This window comes from Rufibacter tibetensis (genome assembly GCF_001310085.1).
Classification (GTDB): Bacteria; Bacteroidota; Bacteroidia; order Cytophagales; family Hymenobacteraceae; genus Nibribacter; species Nibribacter tibetensis.
Window position 1 is genome coordinate 2,940,969 of sequence record NZ_CP012643.1, and the last position, 16,007, is coordinate 2,956,975.

A 16,007-nucleotide genomic window follows, 5' to 3' on the forward strand; every position below is an offset into this window, starting at 1 on the left:
CTTACCATTCAACGTCCAACTCATGAGATTGCAAGACAAAGTAGCCATAGTAACCGGAGGTGGAGCCGGCATTGGAGAAGCCATCGCGAAGAAATTCGCCCGAGAGGGAGCCAAGGTGGTGGTGTGTGGTTTCCCCGAAGATCCGGTGGCAGATGTAGCCCGGGCCATTCAGGAAGAAGGTGGCACTGCCATAGAATTCACCGGCGACATTTCCTTGGAGGCTAACGCTAAAAGCTGCGTGGAACTGGCGGTGAAGCAGTACGGCAAACTGGATATCCTGATCAACAACGCTGGTGTGTTTCCCACCACATCTATGCTGCAGGATTACCCCACAGAAGCGTTTGACTACATGCTGCGGCACAACATCACCTCCACCTTCATGATGAGCCGGGCCGCCCTTCCTGAGCTGCATAAAACCCAAGGCAACATTGTCTCTGCAGGCTCAGAGGCAGGACTGATTGGCATTGCAGAGAATACCCCGTATGGCGGCACCAAGGGTTTTAACCACGCCTTCATGCGCGGGCTGGCCGTAGAGCAGGCTCAGTTTGGCGTACGGTGCAACTGTGTTTGTCCTGGCCCTATTGACACCGCCTGGACCCACAAGGAAACCGGACCCATGGACAGCGAAATGGAGAAGACCATGGTTCAGGCCACTCCGCTGGGCCGCCGCGGAACCCCTGAGGAAGTAGCCAATGTATATGCCTTTCTGGCGTCTGACGAAGCTTCTTTTGTGACGGGTGCCCTTTATTTTGTAGACGGAGGAATCACCGTAGCCAAAGGACCTGTAGGCGATAAAGTACCAGCCAAGTTAAAAAAGGAACCAGAAGGGGAGCTCAATCCCGAACATAAGCTGGACGGACACGCCCAAATACGGGAAGAGCACCAGTAAACCCAGCTATGCTTTAAACTGGTAGCATAGCCGTTTAGTCCCTGTTTTAAAGAAACTATGCCTGGAAAGAACATTGCGCAGTCATTACAAGAGTACGGTAGAGGCGTGATTGGAGGCTTGTTGTTCAGCCTGCCCATGCTGTACACCATGGAAGTTTGGTGGACCAGCTTTCAGGTGTCGCCGTGGCTGTTGGTGTTGTACATAGCAGTTACTTTTATTTTGCTTTTGGGCTATAATACCTATGCCGGTTTGCGTCCCAGTGCCTCCTGGAAAGAAATTGTAGTGGATTCTGTGGAGGAAATGGGCCTTGGGCTGGTGCTGGCGTTTCTGTTTCTATGGTTATTGGGGGTGGTGCAAATTTATGATATGTCCTTGGAGCGCATTGTGTATATGACAGTGATAGAAGCGATGCCTGTGGCCATAGGGGTTTCCATTGGCACGGCCCAGCTGGGAACTACGGCAGAAGATGAAGAAGATGATGCCGAAGAGAAAGACCCGCGGGACAGTATGCTGCCCACGCAAAACTCAGGTGAGGCCTCCACATTAGAGCAAATCACGTTAGCCACCTGCGCCAGCATGTTATTCAGCGCGAACGTGGCTCCCACTGATGAGGTAATGAAAATCTCATCTAACGCCAACCCGGTTCAGTTGCTGCTGGTCTTTTTCGTTTCCATTCTCCTGAATACGGCCATTCTGTTTTATGTAGGATTCAGAGGGTCCTATGCAACTCCGGCCAATGAGCTTCCCAAGCGGATGGAAGTGATTTGGGGCTTGAGCCTTACCTATGCCACTGCCTTCTGCACCTCGGCCGGGGCCTTGTGGTTCTTCGGGAGGTTTGAAGGAACAGGACTGCAGGTGTGTATTGAGGCCACCATTGTATTGGGCCTAGTTTCCTCCTTAGGTGCTTCTGCCGGAAGGTTTTTGTTTGACCAGGAGTATAAATAAGAAAGGTAGCGATGAAGAAAAATCCGCTGGAGTGGTTTGTGTTTGGCCTGAGTGTGGCCCTGATTCTGGCGCTGATGGGCTACCTGGGCGTAAAGGCCTTCGACTACCGAGACACCCCACCGGATCTTCATGTGAAGATATTTCCAGAGAAAGCGCGTTCAAACCAGAACATCCACCGGGTGGAATTGGTGAACCTGGGCGAGCAAACTGCCGAAAACGTTCTAGTGGAGATTACTTTGTACCAAGAGGGCAAAGAAATAGATAAAGCGGAATTGAGTTTCCCCTTAGCCCCTAAAGAAAGCGTGCAGGAGGCCTGGATCACGTTCAAGAAACAGAAGCATGGAAATCAGCGTATGTCGGTCCACGTGCTGGGCTATAACAAGCCATAACCCAAGAAACAGCTCCGTAAGGGTAATCTGCTTCTTGGGTTATGGCTTGTGTGAAGTAGTAAGCATAGGGCAGCCTCCGGTGACGGAGAGCCGTACCTAGTTATTGATTTAAAAAAGGATAGTTGTATTGCAAGGGGCTCCCTAGTTGCTGCAAACGGGCAATCACTTCCATAGAGTGAGCAATCTCATTGAAATACTCTAACCGGCGAATCAGTTGCTCTTTTAATAATACGGTGCCTTCCGGGGTACGCAGGTACGCCCGCTTGTCTTCCAGAATTCTATGCATCACCTCAGAAACACGTTTGCCTTCCTGCATGTACAGGTCATGAAACTCCACTAGGGCATCAAATCCATCTTTTGTGACACGGCACGGAAAACCAGCAACGGTAAGTACGTCACACAACAAATTCAGCTCTAAAGGCATGGTGATATTGTAGGGGGTGGTGCGCACATCTAAGCCTCTCTTGATGTAAGAGAAGATGGTTTCCAGGTTGTTTTCAAAGCGTTCGTAAAGAGCTGCTGCTTCCATGCGGTCTATGTTTAGAAGATCAGGGGCAAAAGTACACAATGCGCTACTCTTTTACACCACCCACTTTTGCCTTAAGATTGGAGTGAATTCATTTCATGGCCGATTTCTGGAAAATGGCCATGAAATGATTACAGGGTTAGTTTTATTTTAAACTCCTGTAAAGCGTTTCCTAATTGAGTAGTTGTTTCTCCACATAGATAGAAACAAGTGGCGCTTCAATGAAGGAGATACGCTTTTGTTTTGGATCTGTTTTCAGGAAAACAGGCAGAAAAGAGATTACAACAAACCTTTAATGATTTGCTCTACGGTGATGCCTTCAGCCTCAGCCTTGAAATTTCGTACCAAACGGTGACGCAGAATAGGAACTGCTACCGCCTGCACATCTTCAATATCTGGGGAGTACTTTCCTCTGATCAAAGCGTTGCATTTGGCTCCCATGATCAGGTGCTGAGATGCCCGGGGACCAGCGCCCCATTCCAGGTATTGGTTTGTTTGCGGTCCGGCCATGGCGGTGTCAGGACGGGTTTTGTGCACCAGTTTCACGGCGTATTCCACCACATTATCCGTCACAGGAACGCGGCGCACCAACTGCTGGAAGGCTGTGATCTCATCGGCGTGTAAAACGACAGATGGGGTGTGCCTGCGGTCACCGGTGGTGTTTTTCACAATCTGTAGTTCTGCCTCATAAGAAGGGTAGGAGAGCGAGATGTGGAACATGAAGCGGTCTAGCTGCGCCTCAGGCAATGGATAGGTTCCTTCCTGTTCAATGGGGTTTTGGGTAGCCAGCACGAAGAACGGACGCGGCAACTTGTAATTATGGCCAGCCACCGTCACCGAATATTCCTGCATCGCCTCCAGAAGCGCTGCCTGGGTTTTAGGCGGCGTCCGGTTGATTTCATCAGCTAGCACAATGTTGGCAAACACCGGGCCTTGCACAAACTGGAACTGGCGGTTATTATCTAAGGTCTCAGACCCCAGAATGTCAGAGGGCATTAAGTCTGGCGTGAACTGTACCCGGTTAAACGATAGATCCAGAGAGTTGGAAATGGTCTGGATCAGGAGCGTTTTGGCTAAGCCCGGTACACCTACCAAAAGACAATGCCCCTGACAAAAAACGGCAGTCAGCACCAGTTTCACCACTTCCTCCTGACCAATTATGGTCTGGGAGATCTCATCGGTTAAACGCTTATAAGCATGGTGAAGCGCATCTGCAGCTTCTTTGTCAGAGGCAAAGGGAGGCATAGAAGGGGAAGATTAGTCGTCTAAACTACAGGTTTTAAAATCAGGCACTATGTCAACAAACACAGTGTCTTTGTTTTTCTCAAACCACTCCGAAATCGCTCTATTGCGCTTATCGGCCAGGGCCGCCGCTGCAATTTTCTGGTAGTCATCACGCAGGTTCGCCTGGTGCGGAGGGGTTTTAGATTTAAGATAAAGGATACGAAGCGCTTCTTTGCCATCTTCGGTACGGTACGGCAGCGGCGGGCTGATAGAACCTACCTGCATGGTATCAATCACGAAGAAGATAGAAGGGTCTAATTTGTCTACCGGAATGTACGTGGTAGGGCTGTTTGGCAAGGTGATCATCCCGCCATTGCCTTTGGTAGCCATGTCATCTGAAAAGTCTTTGGCAGCTTTGGCAAAAGACAGAGTATCTTTCATGATAAGCGCCCTGATGCTGTCCAGTTGATGTGTGGTTAGCTGCACGTCTACCTGAGCCGTGGCAGGTTTGATGAGAATATGGCGAGTATTGAACTCTTCGCCCCGGCGCTCCAGCAACTGAATGATGTGGAAACCGAACATAGACTCAATTACCGGAGAGGTTTCACCAGGCTGTAATTTCAACGCAGCAGCCTCGTATTCTGGTACCAACTCCCGTTTCTTGAAGAAACCAAGTTCTCCGCCCTGTGCTCCTGACCCTGGGTCCTGAGAATATTGACGGGCCAACGCCGCGAAATCTTCACCAGCTAGAATACGCTTCCGGATTCCCTCCAGCTGCTCTCTGGCGGCTTGCTTTTGGGCAGTTCCAATCTGGGCAATTTTCACAATCTGGCCTACTTCCACTTCAGTGGAGAAGTAAGGCAAGCTGTCTTTGGGAATACGGTTGAAGTATTGTTGCACCTCTTTAGGCGTTACCTTCATTTTGCCGGAAATCTCACGCTCCATTTTCTGAACCGTTAGCTGCTCTTTCAAACTTCTGCGAAGATCATTTCTGATCTCGCTCATAGGCTTGTTATAGTAGGCTTCCAGTTTTTCCTGGCTCCCTATTTGGGCAACAAATTGATTTAAACGGCCGTCTAATTCAGCGTTGATGGTGTTTTCCTCCACAATGACAGAGTCCACTTCGGCACGGGCCAAAAGGAGTTTGTTCTGTACCAGTGAACGCAGAATCTCGCAACGCAGGTTAGGTGATTTGTATCCTTGCCCCACGGCATTGGCATGCTGAAACTCCAGTTCTGAGCGTAAAATGATATGGCCTCCTACTTTTGCCACAATGTTGTCTATCAGCGTGGCCTGCTGGGCTTCTGCCCGTTGCGTAAAGCAAGCTAAAACGCAGACCAGAAGAAGGCACTTAAAAAAAGAAGAAAAAGAAATCCTGATTTTCATGTTATTCAATATAGCGGTTGCTTTCTATAGAACCGCTTCTCTTGCAAAATAGTATAGTCGCGAACAGACAAAGCTAGGTAAACAGCTTCATTAAAAGAAACTTCTGCCAGCTTACTTCTTGATAAGCTTCTGCACTTCTGTCTGGTTTACACTAATTGGGTATTTCTGACGCAGTTCCTTGATCCATTCCTGCTCCAGGTAAGTCTGGTAGTCTGAGATGGCCGCACCACGGGTTTCGTTTAGCTTCTTAGGGCCAGGCGGGTCAACGCGGTCAATCTTAACTAGGATAGATCTGCCGTCCTGCGTGAGGTTGTACGTACCCGGTTTCCAGGTTACTCCGTCCAGTATCTTGTTTTCACCACGCTGGAATTTGCGGGAGGTTACCTGCAGGGCCAATGGGTTACGCTGGTTCAGGTTCTCGGCCAGGGCCTGCACATCAGACGTGTAGGTTCTTACAGAAACACGGCGGGTACCAATGGCTTCCTGTGAGGCTGGTACTATCTGGATTTTATCCGCTTCCATCCCTTTTTGCTGAAGGTAGGCCTTCACAGCAGAAGCCCGGCGGGCAGGTAAGGTAGAGTTTCTGCGGTTTGCGCTTTCGCGGGCATCCATGGATCCGGTAAGTTCCAGGGTGATGGTGCTATCTGCTTGTGTGCCGACAACTAATTGGTCTAATTGAGCCATTGCGGCTTTGCTAAGTGTGCTGTTGCCTGAAGTAAACAAGACATCCATTGGTTTGTTCCTGATTGACTGGAACTTCCCGGCCCGCATCAGGGACTGTGCCTCTGCCAAAACAGTAGGGTTAGCTGCACTTAGGATGGTAGCCTGAGCACGTTCTCCCCACATGTATTTGTCCTGGTTCGCCTCAAAAAATGCTTTTAGGCCTACCGTGTCTTCCACTGCTTTGGCCCATACTTTCTCTTCCATTAACTGGAACAACAGTATACCGTCATGGTACTCGTTTACCAGCATTTTGTAGTCTTGGTGTTTTTCTTCCAGATGTTCACGCTCATAGTCAAAGAGGCTGGTTTCCACAAACTTGTCATACAGCAGGTTCATGGCATGGGCCGGAGAAGCATTCTGGCGCGAACGTTGATTGGCCTCTATGTAAGTAGCAAAGCTGCCTACTGTAAACGGCTGCCCGTTGATGGTGAAAAGGGTAGCCGTGGGCAGGTTCTTCGGCTCAGCGGGAACATTGAATTTCCATTTGCCAGCCAACAGGGTAGAGTCAGCTAATTTTAAAACTGCTTCTTTGATGGAAGGGTTTTCCTGGAACTTGTTCTCGGTTTTGATGCGACGCAGGAACGCGGCTTTATTTAGTTCAGATCGGGAGTCTTTCGCGATTCGGTTCCGCAGCGAGGCTTCCATCTCTTCATAAGTTGGAAGTTCTTTGCGTTCCAGTAATTTGATGATGTGCCACCCATATACAGTTTGCACAGGAGGCGTAATGGCACCTGGCTTAGCCAAGGCAAAAGCTGACTCCTCAAAGGAAGGAATCATGCGTCCGGTACCAAACCACGGAAGTTCTCCGCCATTGTCAGCTGAGGCTGCGTCTTCAGAGAATTGGGAGGTGAGTTTGTTCCAGTCTTCCTTGCGGAGCACCCGGCTGTAGATTTCGTCTATTTTCTTCTTGGCGGCCAGGGAGTCTGCTTTGGGTAAACCCTGTTGGGCTCTCACCATGATGTGGGCCACCCGTATCTCGCCCTGGGCCGGACGTACTTCGTTTACTTTTATGATGTGGTAGCCAAAACGGGTTCTTACCGGTTGAGAGATTTGCCCCTCCGGTGTGTTGAAGGCCGCGTTCTCAAACGGATAGACCATTTGCAGGGCGGTGAAATAACCCAGGTTACCATTGTTCTCCCTTGCCGATGGGTCTTCTGAGAAACGTTGGGCCAATGACTCAAACGAGGCACCGTTTATGGCTTGCTGCCGCAGGTCAGTGATTTTTTGGTAGGCTGCCAACGTGTCTTTAGGGTCAGCCTCCATGTCTACTGAGATCAGAATGTGCGTGGCATTTACTTCTTTCTTCAGGCGCTCATAAGCTTCGCGTACCAGTTGATCAGTGACACTTTTCTCGGTGAGGAAAGGTTGGGCTAATTGTTCTTTGTAACCGCTGAGTTCTGATTTAAATGCCTGCGTAGTGTCCAGACCCCGGCTCTTGGCTTCTGCCACCTTCAGTTTGAAATTGGTGTACAGATCCAGGTACTCGTTTACACTGGCGTTGGAGAAAGCACTGTCTCCGGTGCTGTTGTTTTTCTCATATACATAGGCAAACTCAGAAACAGGAACTTTTTCTGGGCCAATGGTGAGAAGAACAGGTTCAGCGGCCTTTTTAGGGGAGGTGCACTGGAAAAGGAGCAGGGCACTTAGGCCCACATACAAAGAAGAAACTCGCATAGGTGTTAGCAAAATGCAGGTGCTAGGGGAAATGGGTCCCCTAACTGTATGCAATTTTACTCATTTTTTTGGAGAGAACAGGCTACTATTGAAAAACATAGTGCCAGTAAAGCGGGAGAGAAAAACTTCCGCTCCGTTTCAGGCATCTTTTGCTCAAAACAGGCCTGAAACGTTTTTTATTGTGTTGAAAGGGAAAAATACTTAGGGCTACGCCAAGTACTTATGCAGCCGGCAAATGTTATTTGAGCCTTGTACACTGTACTCCACCTTGTCCATGATACGTTTTACCAATGCCACACCCACGCCGCCTTTTTTACGAACCTTGATATTCTCTTCAATATCAGGTTCAATGTAGTTATCCAGATTGAAAGGAATGCCGGTATCTTCCAGTTCTATCACAATTTCTTTCTTATTGTAGTAGATGGTTAGACAAAGGTTTTTCCGGCTGTCTTCCTTGTTGGAATGGATGATCAGATTGGCGCAGATCTCGTCTACGGACAAAACAATTTGGTTTAACAGGATATCAGACAAATGCGCAGGAGTTAGCGTATCCGCCACAAAAGCGCGGATAACTTTAAGATTTTCCCTGTCGCAACTGACCCGGATCTTGTTAGTCATTGGCAATGGTCACAGCTTCTTCATAAGAAGAGACAATGGTCATTAACAGATCCAAGCCTAGAATCTCAAACACATTGCGCACCTTTTCCTGCATGTTAAAGAAAATCAGCTTAATCTGGGCATCTTCAAAACGCTGCAAGTGCGAGATGAATACCCCTAAACCAGCAGAGGAGATGTAGTTAAGGTTCTTGCAATCCACTAAGATCTTACCAAACATCATGATGCTGGGATTGGAAAGTTCTTCATCCAACAATACAGAGGAGCTGGCGTCTAATTCACCATCTAAACTGATGGTGATGGTGTTGTCTGTGATAGTATGTTTTATTTTCATCGTGCTTCTTTACGAATCATCTATTTAATAGGTTGACGGTGTTTAAACTTGATCACGAGCAAGGTTTGGTCATCATGCAGGATGTCACTACTGAAGTCATTGACATCATTGATGATAGCGCTCTTTATGTCCTCGGCCTCTAAGTGATACGTTTGCGAAAGCATGTATTTCAGGCGTTCTTCCCCGTATTCATCTTGCCGGGTGTTCCGGGCTTCCACTATCCCATCGGTATAAATGACCATTACGTCATTAGGGTTGTAGTCATAGTGCAACCGGTGGATGCGCTTGGCATAGGTCTTGTCCCGAATTATGCCCAGGCCTAACCCTTCTGTTTGAAAATAGAACGTATCTTCCATCATAGAGTTGTAGTAAAGCGTGTGGCAATGACCCGCCCGCGCAAAAGACACCCCTTGCATTTCGTAATCTATGATGTACAGCGCCGAGGTGATGAAGGACGTTCTTTCCAGGCAGCGGCTCAAGGCACTATTGGCCTGTACCATGAACTCATCGGGCAATAAGTCCTGCTGCATAAGGCCATGGAAAATACCTTTCATCTGAGCCATGTGAAAGGCCGCGGAAATTCCTTTTCCAGACACGTCACCAATAATAATAGCGATGCGTGATTTGCTTAGTTGCAGGTAGTCGTAGAAGTCGCCGCCTACTTCTTTGGCTGCCTGCGAGTACGTGCTAATGTCAAACCAAGTATCAGTGGGGAATGTCTTAGGATTCAGGCGATCCTGTACCAGCGTCGCGATTTTGAGTTCTTCTTTGTAGCGCTCATTCTGGAGAGATTCCTGCATGAGGCGCAGGTTCTCAATAGTGAGCACTGTCTGGTTTGCGAAAGACTGTACCACGCTGATGGTATCTAAGTCAAAGCCTTGCTCAATCTCCAGCAAAAGGTACAGATACCCGTACCGGCGCTTGATGGAAAACAGCGGGACCACCAGCAAGGAGTTGAAGGAGCTGTTGAGGCTTTTAAATACCGGGTCCAGGTTCAGGTCTCCGTTTACGTACACATTGTCTGCCGCAGCTTTGTCCTGCTCATGCGCCCGCATCAGCATTTCTTTCATCAAAGCCTGTACTTGGGTGTCAACCGGGTTGCCGGTAGAATGGGAGGTGTCTAGGTGCGTTTGTTCCCCAATTTCCAGCCAGGCCGCGTCAGCCCCAGTGGCCTTGATGGCGCTTTCGAACAACATGTTGTACACCTCTTCTTCGCTCTGGCCTTGCTGAATGGTATGGCTTAGTCGTTGGAAACTCAGGAGGTCAGCGTTTTTTTGCTCAAATACCCGGGAAGTTGGTAAGCTGAAAAGTGCCACCAGCAAAGAGGCCAGGGCATACAAAAGCACAAATCCCAGGGTGACCACAATGAAGGGGTTGTAGATATAAGAAATATCTGCTACCAGTTCAGGCGAGTCATGGAAAATGTGAAGTAATTTGGCGAACAGCACGCCTGACGCCAACACAGCCGTTAACAGGAAAATACTACCCCACTTCTTATCAAGGGTCAGGAAAGCAATCCAACGCTGATGAACACACATGTAGAGGCCATAGACTAGCAGGAGGCTTATGTCTATGGTAAGGAACACATAGTCTAGAAATTTCTCACCGAAAAGCGGCACTATCAAAGAAAGGTATACCAGAATCTCAAACCATTTCCATTGACTTTGAACGTCTTTGGTTTTGTGGTAGAGGATAAACTGCCGCCAGGTGTAGAAAGCTTTCGCTAAGAAATACACCAACAACCCGAAAAGCACCTGATAGAAAACATCCAGCAGGTAAGGGTTAGTGATCCAGTATTGATTAAAGCTAGGATAGGCAAGGTAAAAGATTAGGCAGGCATACGCTCCCAGGCCACCTTTCACAAAAAGGCCCCAAAGCGGTGATGTGAACTCCGCACTGCGTTGAATCGGTACATTTTCCCGCTGATACAGGAACGCAGAAAGGATAAAAATAACTGAAAGCAGGTAATTCAGATACGAGATGCCTGAATTGGTTTCTCCCTCAAATCCCTGGCGGGCCAATAATAAAATGTTCACCAACAGCAGCACCCAGCTCACGCTTCCGGTAAAAAGACATAATCGTTTTATCCTTGTGTTTAGGGGCATTGGAGAAGTTGCCAGCAGTGGTTGTTTAGGTGATAGATGTGGGTGAATACGAGAATTTCCTAAAAGTAATTAAAAAAAAGTTATGTTCTTCAAACCGCCCGTTTATCCTCTTTCCTAAGAGTTGTAGAGGGATTGAAATTAGGGAAATAGCTTTCCCTATCTGGGGAACCTGTTTGCGTAATAGCAGAGGCCTATATAGCAAACGGTAAATCCTTGACAATGATTCACCGGAAAAATACTTAAAAATTGGTTTCTGGTGGTGAGAGGAGCTTGTAAGTAGATAATCCCTTGTTATAAAGCAGCTTAACCTGGGAGACTATGCTTCTGTTTTTGAAACTATAGAACAGAGCCGGTTTTGCAAGAACACCCTATAAATGAAGTTGCTCTGCCTAAGGGTTTCCTAAGCAGAGCAACTTCAAATAGGTAGGAGGGAAGTGACAGGTTCTCCAAGCCCTCTTTTTATGTCTAGCGGCTGTAGTTTGGAGCCTCACGGGTAATCTGCACGTCGTGCGGGTGGCTTTCGCGCAGACCTGCTCCGGTGATTTTTACCATTTTGGCTTTCTTAAGCGCTTCAATGTCCGGGGCACCGCAGTAACCCATCCCGGCTTTCAAGCCACCTACCAACTGGTAAAGCACTTCACCAGCCAGGCCTTTGTAGGGTACGCGGCCTACAATGCCTTCCGGAACTAGTTTCTTCACGTCGTCTTCGGCATCCTGGAAGTAACGGTCTTTGGAACCCTCGCCCATGGCTTCAATAGAACCCATGCCACGGTAGGTTTTGAACTTACGTCCTTCAAAGATCTGCATGTCACCAGGAGCTTCTTCAGTACCAGCCAGCAATGAACCAATCATCACGGTGCTGGCTCCGCCGCCAATGGCCTTCACCACATCACCAGAGAACTTGATGCCACCATCAGCAATGACTGGTACACCTGTTCCTTCCAGACCTCTTACCGCTTCAATCACTGCTGATAACTGAGGAACCCCAATACCAGCAATGATGCGGGTAGTACAGATAGAACCTGGACCTACGCCCACTTTCACGGCGTCGGCCCCGGAGTCTGCCAAGGCTCTGGCGCCCTCGGCGGTAGCCACGTTACCGGCAATAAGATCTACGTTCGGGAAAGCGTCTTTAATTCTGCGAACCGCTTCCATCACGCCTTTAGAGTGACCGTGCGCAGTGTCAATGCTGATCACGTCTACGCCGGCATCCACTAGCGCACCTACGCGGTCCAGCACGTCTGGGGTCACGCCCACGGCGGCACCCACGCGCAGACGACCAAACTCGTCTTTGCAGGCATACGGACGGTGCTTTCTTTTCAGGATGTCTTTGTAGGTGATCAATCCAGCCAGAATGCCGTTTTCGTCAATGACAGGGAGCTTTTCGATCTTATACTCCTGCAGAATGTCTTCGGCTTTGTCCAGTTCAATTCCTTTAGGAGCCGTTACTAGGCGGTCTTTCGTCATGATCTCGGAAACTTTCACCGAGAAGTTTTTCTCGAATCGTAGGTCACGGTTGGTGATAATGCCCACCAGTTTCTTATCAGCGGAAACAATTGGAATGCCGCCGATCCTATGCTCTTTCATGAGCTGGATGGCTTCGCCAAGGGTGGCGTTTTCGTGCAGCGTTACCGGATCCAAGATCATCCCACTTTCAGAGCGTTTCACTTTGCGCACCTGTTCGGCTTGCTGCTTGATGCTCATGTTTTTGTGGATAATCCCGATGCCACCTTCCTGAGCCATGGCAATTGCCATGTCGGCTTCGGTCACCGTATCCATGGCGGCTGAAACCAAAGGAATGTTCACCCGGATGTTTCGGGTAAGCTGGGCGGAAGTATTTGTATCTTTAGGAAGTACCTCTGAGTAGGCGGGTAATAAGAGAACGTCGTCGTAGGTGAGGGCTTCGAACAACAGATTGGGTGCGTGAGAATGCATAGCAAATAGCGTATATGGTATTTGCCACGTAAAATTAAGGGAAAAGTTGAATATACCAGTGTCTGAAGAAAAACTTTCTTGAGAAGGAGAATCCGTTTATGGGTTGTTTCTCTTAAAACAGGCTAAAAGCAGTTTAATTTAGTATACCGGAAAATTTGGGTCAACCTCCTGCGCCCAGGCATGCACCCCGCCTTTCAGGTTCAGCAGATTGGTAAAGCCGTGGCGTTGCTGCAGGAACATCAACGCCTGTGCGCTCCTGAAACCATGGTGGCAAATGAGCACCGTGGTTTTGTCTTTGTCCAGATTAGCCGCCTGTTTTGGGAGATCAGCCAGCGGAATGAGTTGGCCACCCAAATTGCAGATTTCCCATTCCTGAGGCTCGCGCACATCAATGAGTTGCAGGGGCTCCTGTTGGTCCAGGCGTTCTTTCATTTGTTGGGGTGTGATCTCGGGTAGCATGGCGTAAAGATAACCTAAATAATTTTGACGGATAAAGCAGCTTGAAGGACCAACCTGTGTAGAAGCTTCTATTTTTGTGCCCTTTACTTATGCCCATTTCTGTTTCTAGGTTGTTTTCTGAGAAAGGAGCCCAAAGCTGGAACAGGCCAACTCCAACCATATGGATTTTCTCTCCCCAGCTACATGGGACTTGGCTACCGTTACCGAGGTAGTAGGCGTGATCACGGGTTTGCTCTGCGTTTGGCTGGCTGCCAGACAAAACATCTGGACGTTCCCCGTCGCGTTAGTTAGCGTGCTCCTGTACATTGTCATCTTCTATGACGCCCGCCTGTATGCCGACATGAGTTTGCAGGTCATGTTTGCGGTACTCAACTTCTACGGCTGGTACATGTGGCTGCACAAAGGCAATCAGCGGGTTGAGCGGCCTGTCACTAAAATGACCTCTAAGCACTGGATCTGGCTTTTGTTGTTTGTGCCGCTTTTTACAGCTGGGTTAGGAACCTACCTGCACTACAACACCGATGCGGATTTAGCTTATTGGGACGCGGGAACCACCGCCGTAAGTCTGGGCGCGCAATGGCTCATGAGCCGGAAAAAACTGGAGAACTGGTTGATTTGGATTGTAGTGGATGCCGTGTATGTGCCCATCTATATCTACAAGGAGCTTTACCCCACAGCCGTATTGTACTTCCTGTACCTGGCGCTGGCTTGGTGGGGCTACATAGACTGGAAGAAGAGTATGCAAGGTAAACTGCAGGAACAAGGTGCCCAAGCACTGGTCGGATAAGATACGGCGGAAGACCATAACTGCCCTTCACCAGAAAAGAGTTGTCTAAAAATAAACCGACTTTGAAGTAACCCTTTAACTTTTTCTAACGATAAGCAGTAGGTTACATTCTCACCCAAACCCTGATCTGCATATGAAAAACATAGTACGTATTTGGCTTGCCCTCACCATGTGTTTCGGCCTGACTAGTCAGGAACTCATGGCGCAGGAAGCAGATTCTCTTAAGAAGTACGAAGCGCCAGTTGTTGCCCAGGATACCCTCAAGAAATACCAGGATTCTGTTGCCTCTCCTGCTAAGCAACCTTTTTTTAAATCGAAGGCATTTAGGGCCACCATCATTCCTTCCATTCTGATTGCCTATGGCTTGAGCACCATCAAAGACAATGGGATCTATAGTAGCTATGATGCCCAAAGAGACATCCAAAGGCATTTTCCTAATTTTCAGACCAAGATTGACAATCCGCTGCTCATTGCGCCATACGTAGAACTGGCAGCCGCCAACCTCTTCAACATAAAGTCCAACCACGATTTCCTGAATACCACCATTCTGATTCTGAAGGCCGAGGCTATTTTCGGGCTTACCGTCTTTGCGCTCAAAAGAACCACTAACCAGGTACGGCCAAACGGAGAAAACGACCAATCCATGCCATCGGGGCACACCGCCCAGGCGTTTCTGGCGGCGTCTATTCTTAACTCAGAGTTAAAGCATAAAAGCCCGTGGTACGGAATTGGGGCGTACACCATTGCTACCAGTGTAGGCGCTTTCCGGATGCTGAACAACAAGCACTGGCAATCTGATGTGTTTGTGGGCGCGGGCATAGGCATGCTGTCTTCCCACTTGGCCTACCTCTCTCACCGGAACCGCTGGGGACGCAAGCCATCTATTGTGCAGTTGTCGCCCACTTACATCTATGGGGTGCCGGGCTTTGCCTTCTCCATGAACCTGGATGACTACCGCAACCGGAAAAGAACTCCTGTTGCCTCTTATGATTACAGCCTGAACTAAATTAAAAATAAAGAAGGGTGATGTTTTACCCAAATTGAGCTAAAAAGAGAGACTTGTCACGAATGGGGCAGGTCTCTCTTTTTAGCGTTAAGCCGCTCCTGCTTTTCGCCTCTTTTTAAGAAAATAAGGCTTAAAAGAAGGCCAACAGTTTGGAGGAAAACCCAATTGTATAGTTGATTTGCACCTTTACCCAAGGCTTGTCCTTCACAAGGCAGGTCATTATCCCTCAAAAATTACCTATGAAGAAGCTTTTCTTTTTGAGTCTCGTACTCCTTTCCCTTGCGTTTTCAGAGGCTATTGCCCAGAACAACAGACGCCATGACACCAACTACAACGGCTGGTTCATGTACTTCGGAACGCATAAATTGACCGATAAGTGGGGTTTGCATACGGAGTTCCAATTGCGCCGGTACCATGTGGTGTCAGATCCACAACAGTTCATGCCGCGCGTAGCCTTGGTCTATAACCTGTCAGACCGCGCTTCTATAGCAGCAGGTTACGCCTACGTACACACCTATCCGTACGGCGATAACCCGGCCGCAGACGATTTCCCGGAGCAGCGTACGTTCCAGCAGTTACAGTTGAAAGACCAGCAGGGCATTTTTGGCTTACAGCACCGGTTCAGGCTGGAGCAGCGCTGGGTTAAGTTCGCCTTAGCCGATGAGTATACCTACATGAACCGGGCGCGGTACCAGTTCAGAGCCACCCTTCCGTTGCAAGGCACCTCCTTAGAGGATAAAGAATTCTACCTGGGGGTCTATGATGAAGTGTTCCTGAACTTCGGGCCTAACGTGACCAACAACATTTTTGACCAGAACCGCGCCTACGCCGCGGTGGGGTACCGTTTCCACAAAGACGCTAACGTAGAGGTGGGCTATCTGCACCAGCACGTGGCGCAGCGTAACGGCATCTGGTTTGAAAACAACCACACCCTACAGGTAGGCCTTACCTATAATTTAGACTTCCGGAAGAAGAGCACCGTGCCCCAGGAATAGAGAAGTTTAAATTTC

Annotated in this window: 15 protein-coding genes; 6 read left to right on the forward strand and 9 right to left on the reverse strand. The window is 48.8% G+C overall.

The genetic code is table 11. The features are described 5' to 3' along the window. Window positions 1-22: 22 nt before the first annotated feature. Genes DC20_RS11985 through DC20_RS11995 form a run of 3 tightly spaced genes read left to right on the forward strand, consistent with a single transcriptional unit; the run spans window position 23 to window position 2,223 of the window. Entirely contained in the window at window positions 23-889 is an 867-nt protein-coding gene (locus DC20_RS11985; RefSeq protein ID WP_062544043.1) for an SDR family NAD(P)-dependent oxidoreductase, read from the forward strand. A 57-nt stretch (window positions 890-946) separates the two neighbouring features. Further along, entirely contained in the window at window positions 947-1,834 is an 888-nt protein-coding gene (locus tag DC20_RS11990; protein ID WP_062544044.1) for a TIGR02587 family membrane protein, read from the forward strand. An 11-nt stretch (window positions 1,835-1,845) separates the two neighbouring features. After that, window positions 1,846-2,223, forward strand: a complete 378-nt coding sequence (locus tag DC20_RS11995) for a hypothetical protein (RefSeq protein WP_062544045.1) — start codon at window positions 1,846-1,848, stop codon at window positions 2,221-2,223. A 100-nt stretch (window positions 2,224-2,323) separates the two neighbouring features. Here the strand turns inward: DC20_RS11995 and DC20_RS12000 are convergent, their stop codons facing one another. From DC20_RS12000 to DC20_RS12045, 9 genes are all read right to left on the reverse strand, one after another. Continuing rightward, window positions 2,324-2,752 (reverse strand): hypothetical protein, encoded by a 429-nt coding sequence (locus tag DC20_RS12000; RefSeq protein WP_062545935.1) that lies wholly within the window; start codon window positions 2,750-2,752, stop codon window positions 2,324-2,326. Between the two features lie 276 nt (window positions 2,753-3,028). After that, complete coding sequence (locus DC20_RS12005; RefSeq protein ID WP_062544046.1) at window positions 3,029-3,994, reverse strand: AAA family ATPase; 966 nt, start codon at window positions 3,992-3,994, stop codon at window positions 3,029-3,031. A gap of 12 nt (window positions 3,995-4,006) precedes the next feature. Next, window positions 4,007-5,359, reverse strand: coding sequence for a peptidylprolyl isomerase (locus DC20_RS12010; protein WP_062544047.1), 1,353 nt, complete (start codon window positions 5,357-5,359; stop codon window positions 4,007-4,009). 111 nt (window positions 5,360-5,470) lie between these two features. Then, complete coding sequence (locus tag DC20_RS12015; protein ID WP_062544048.1) at window positions 5,471-7,756, reverse strand: peptidylprolyl isomerase; 2,286 nt, start codon at window positions 7,754-7,756, stop codon at window positions 5,471-5,473. A gap of 207 nt (window positions 7,757-7,963) precedes the next feature. After that, on the reverse strand, window positions 7,964-8,374 hold the full coding sequence (locus DC20_RS12025) for an ATP-binding protein (RefSeq protein WP_062544050.1): 411 nt from the start codon (window positions 8,372-8,374) through the stop codon (window positions 7,964-7,966). Further along, entirely contained in the window at window positions 8,367-8,705 is a 339-nt protein-coding gene (locus DC20_RS12030) for an STAS domain-containing protein (RefSeq protein ID WP_062544051.1), read from the reverse strand. The genes DC20_RS12025 and DC20_RS12030 overlap by 8 nt, the downstream gene beginning before the upstream one ends. A 20-nt stretch (window positions 8,706-8,725) precedes the next feature. Further along, window positions 8,726-10,810 (reverse strand): GAF domain-containing SpoIIE family protein phosphatase, encoded by a 2,085-nt coding sequence (locus DC20_RS12035; RefSeq protein WP_083470313.1) that lies wholly within the window; start codon window positions 10,808-10,810, stop codon window positions 8,726-8,728. A 465-nt stretch (window positions 10,811-11,275) separates the two neighbouring features. Continuing rightward, window positions 11,276-12,745 (reverse strand): IMP dehydrogenase, encoded by a 1,470-nt coding sequence (gene guaB, locus DC20_RS12040; protein ID WP_062544053.1) that lies wholly within the window; start codon window positions 12,743-12,745, stop codon window positions 11,276-11,278. Window positions 12,746-12,883: 138 nt separating this feature from the next. Continuing rightward, window positions 12,884-13,177: a rhodanese-like domain-containing protein gene (locus tag DC20_RS12045; protein WP_245652205.1), complete on the reverse strand. Its 294-nt coding sequence runs from the start codon at window positions 13,175-13,177 to the stop codon at window positions 12,884-12,886. A 187-nt stretch (window positions 13,178-13,364) separates the two neighbouring features. Here DC20_RS12045 and pnuC point away from each other — a divergent pair, with 187 nt between their 5' ends. The 3 genes from pnuC to DC20_RS12060 all read left to right on the forward strand — a co-directional run bounded on the left by pnuC (window position 13,365) and on the right by DC20_RS12060 (window position 15,992). Next, entirely contained in the window at window positions 13,365-13,991 is a 627-nt protein-coding gene (gene pnuC / locus DC20_RS12050) for a nicotinamide riboside transporter PnuC (protein WP_062544055.1), read from the forward strand. 133 nt (window positions 13,992-14,124) lie between these two features. After that, the gene (locus DC20_RS12055; RefSeq protein WP_083470314.1) at window positions 14,125-14,997 is read left to right on the forward strand and encodes a phosphatase PAP2 family protein; all 873 of its coding nucleotides are present in this window, start codon (window positions 14,125-14,127) and stop codon (window positions 14,995-14,997) included. Between the two features lie 239 nt (window positions 14,998-15,236). After that, on the forward strand, window positions 15,237-15,992 hold the full coding sequence (locus DC20_RS12060; protein ID WP_062544057.1) for a DUF2490 domain-containing protein: 756 nt from the start codon (window positions 15,237-15,239) through the stop codon (window positions 15,990-15,992). The last annotated feature ends 15 nt before the right edge of the window (window positions 15,993-16,007 follow it).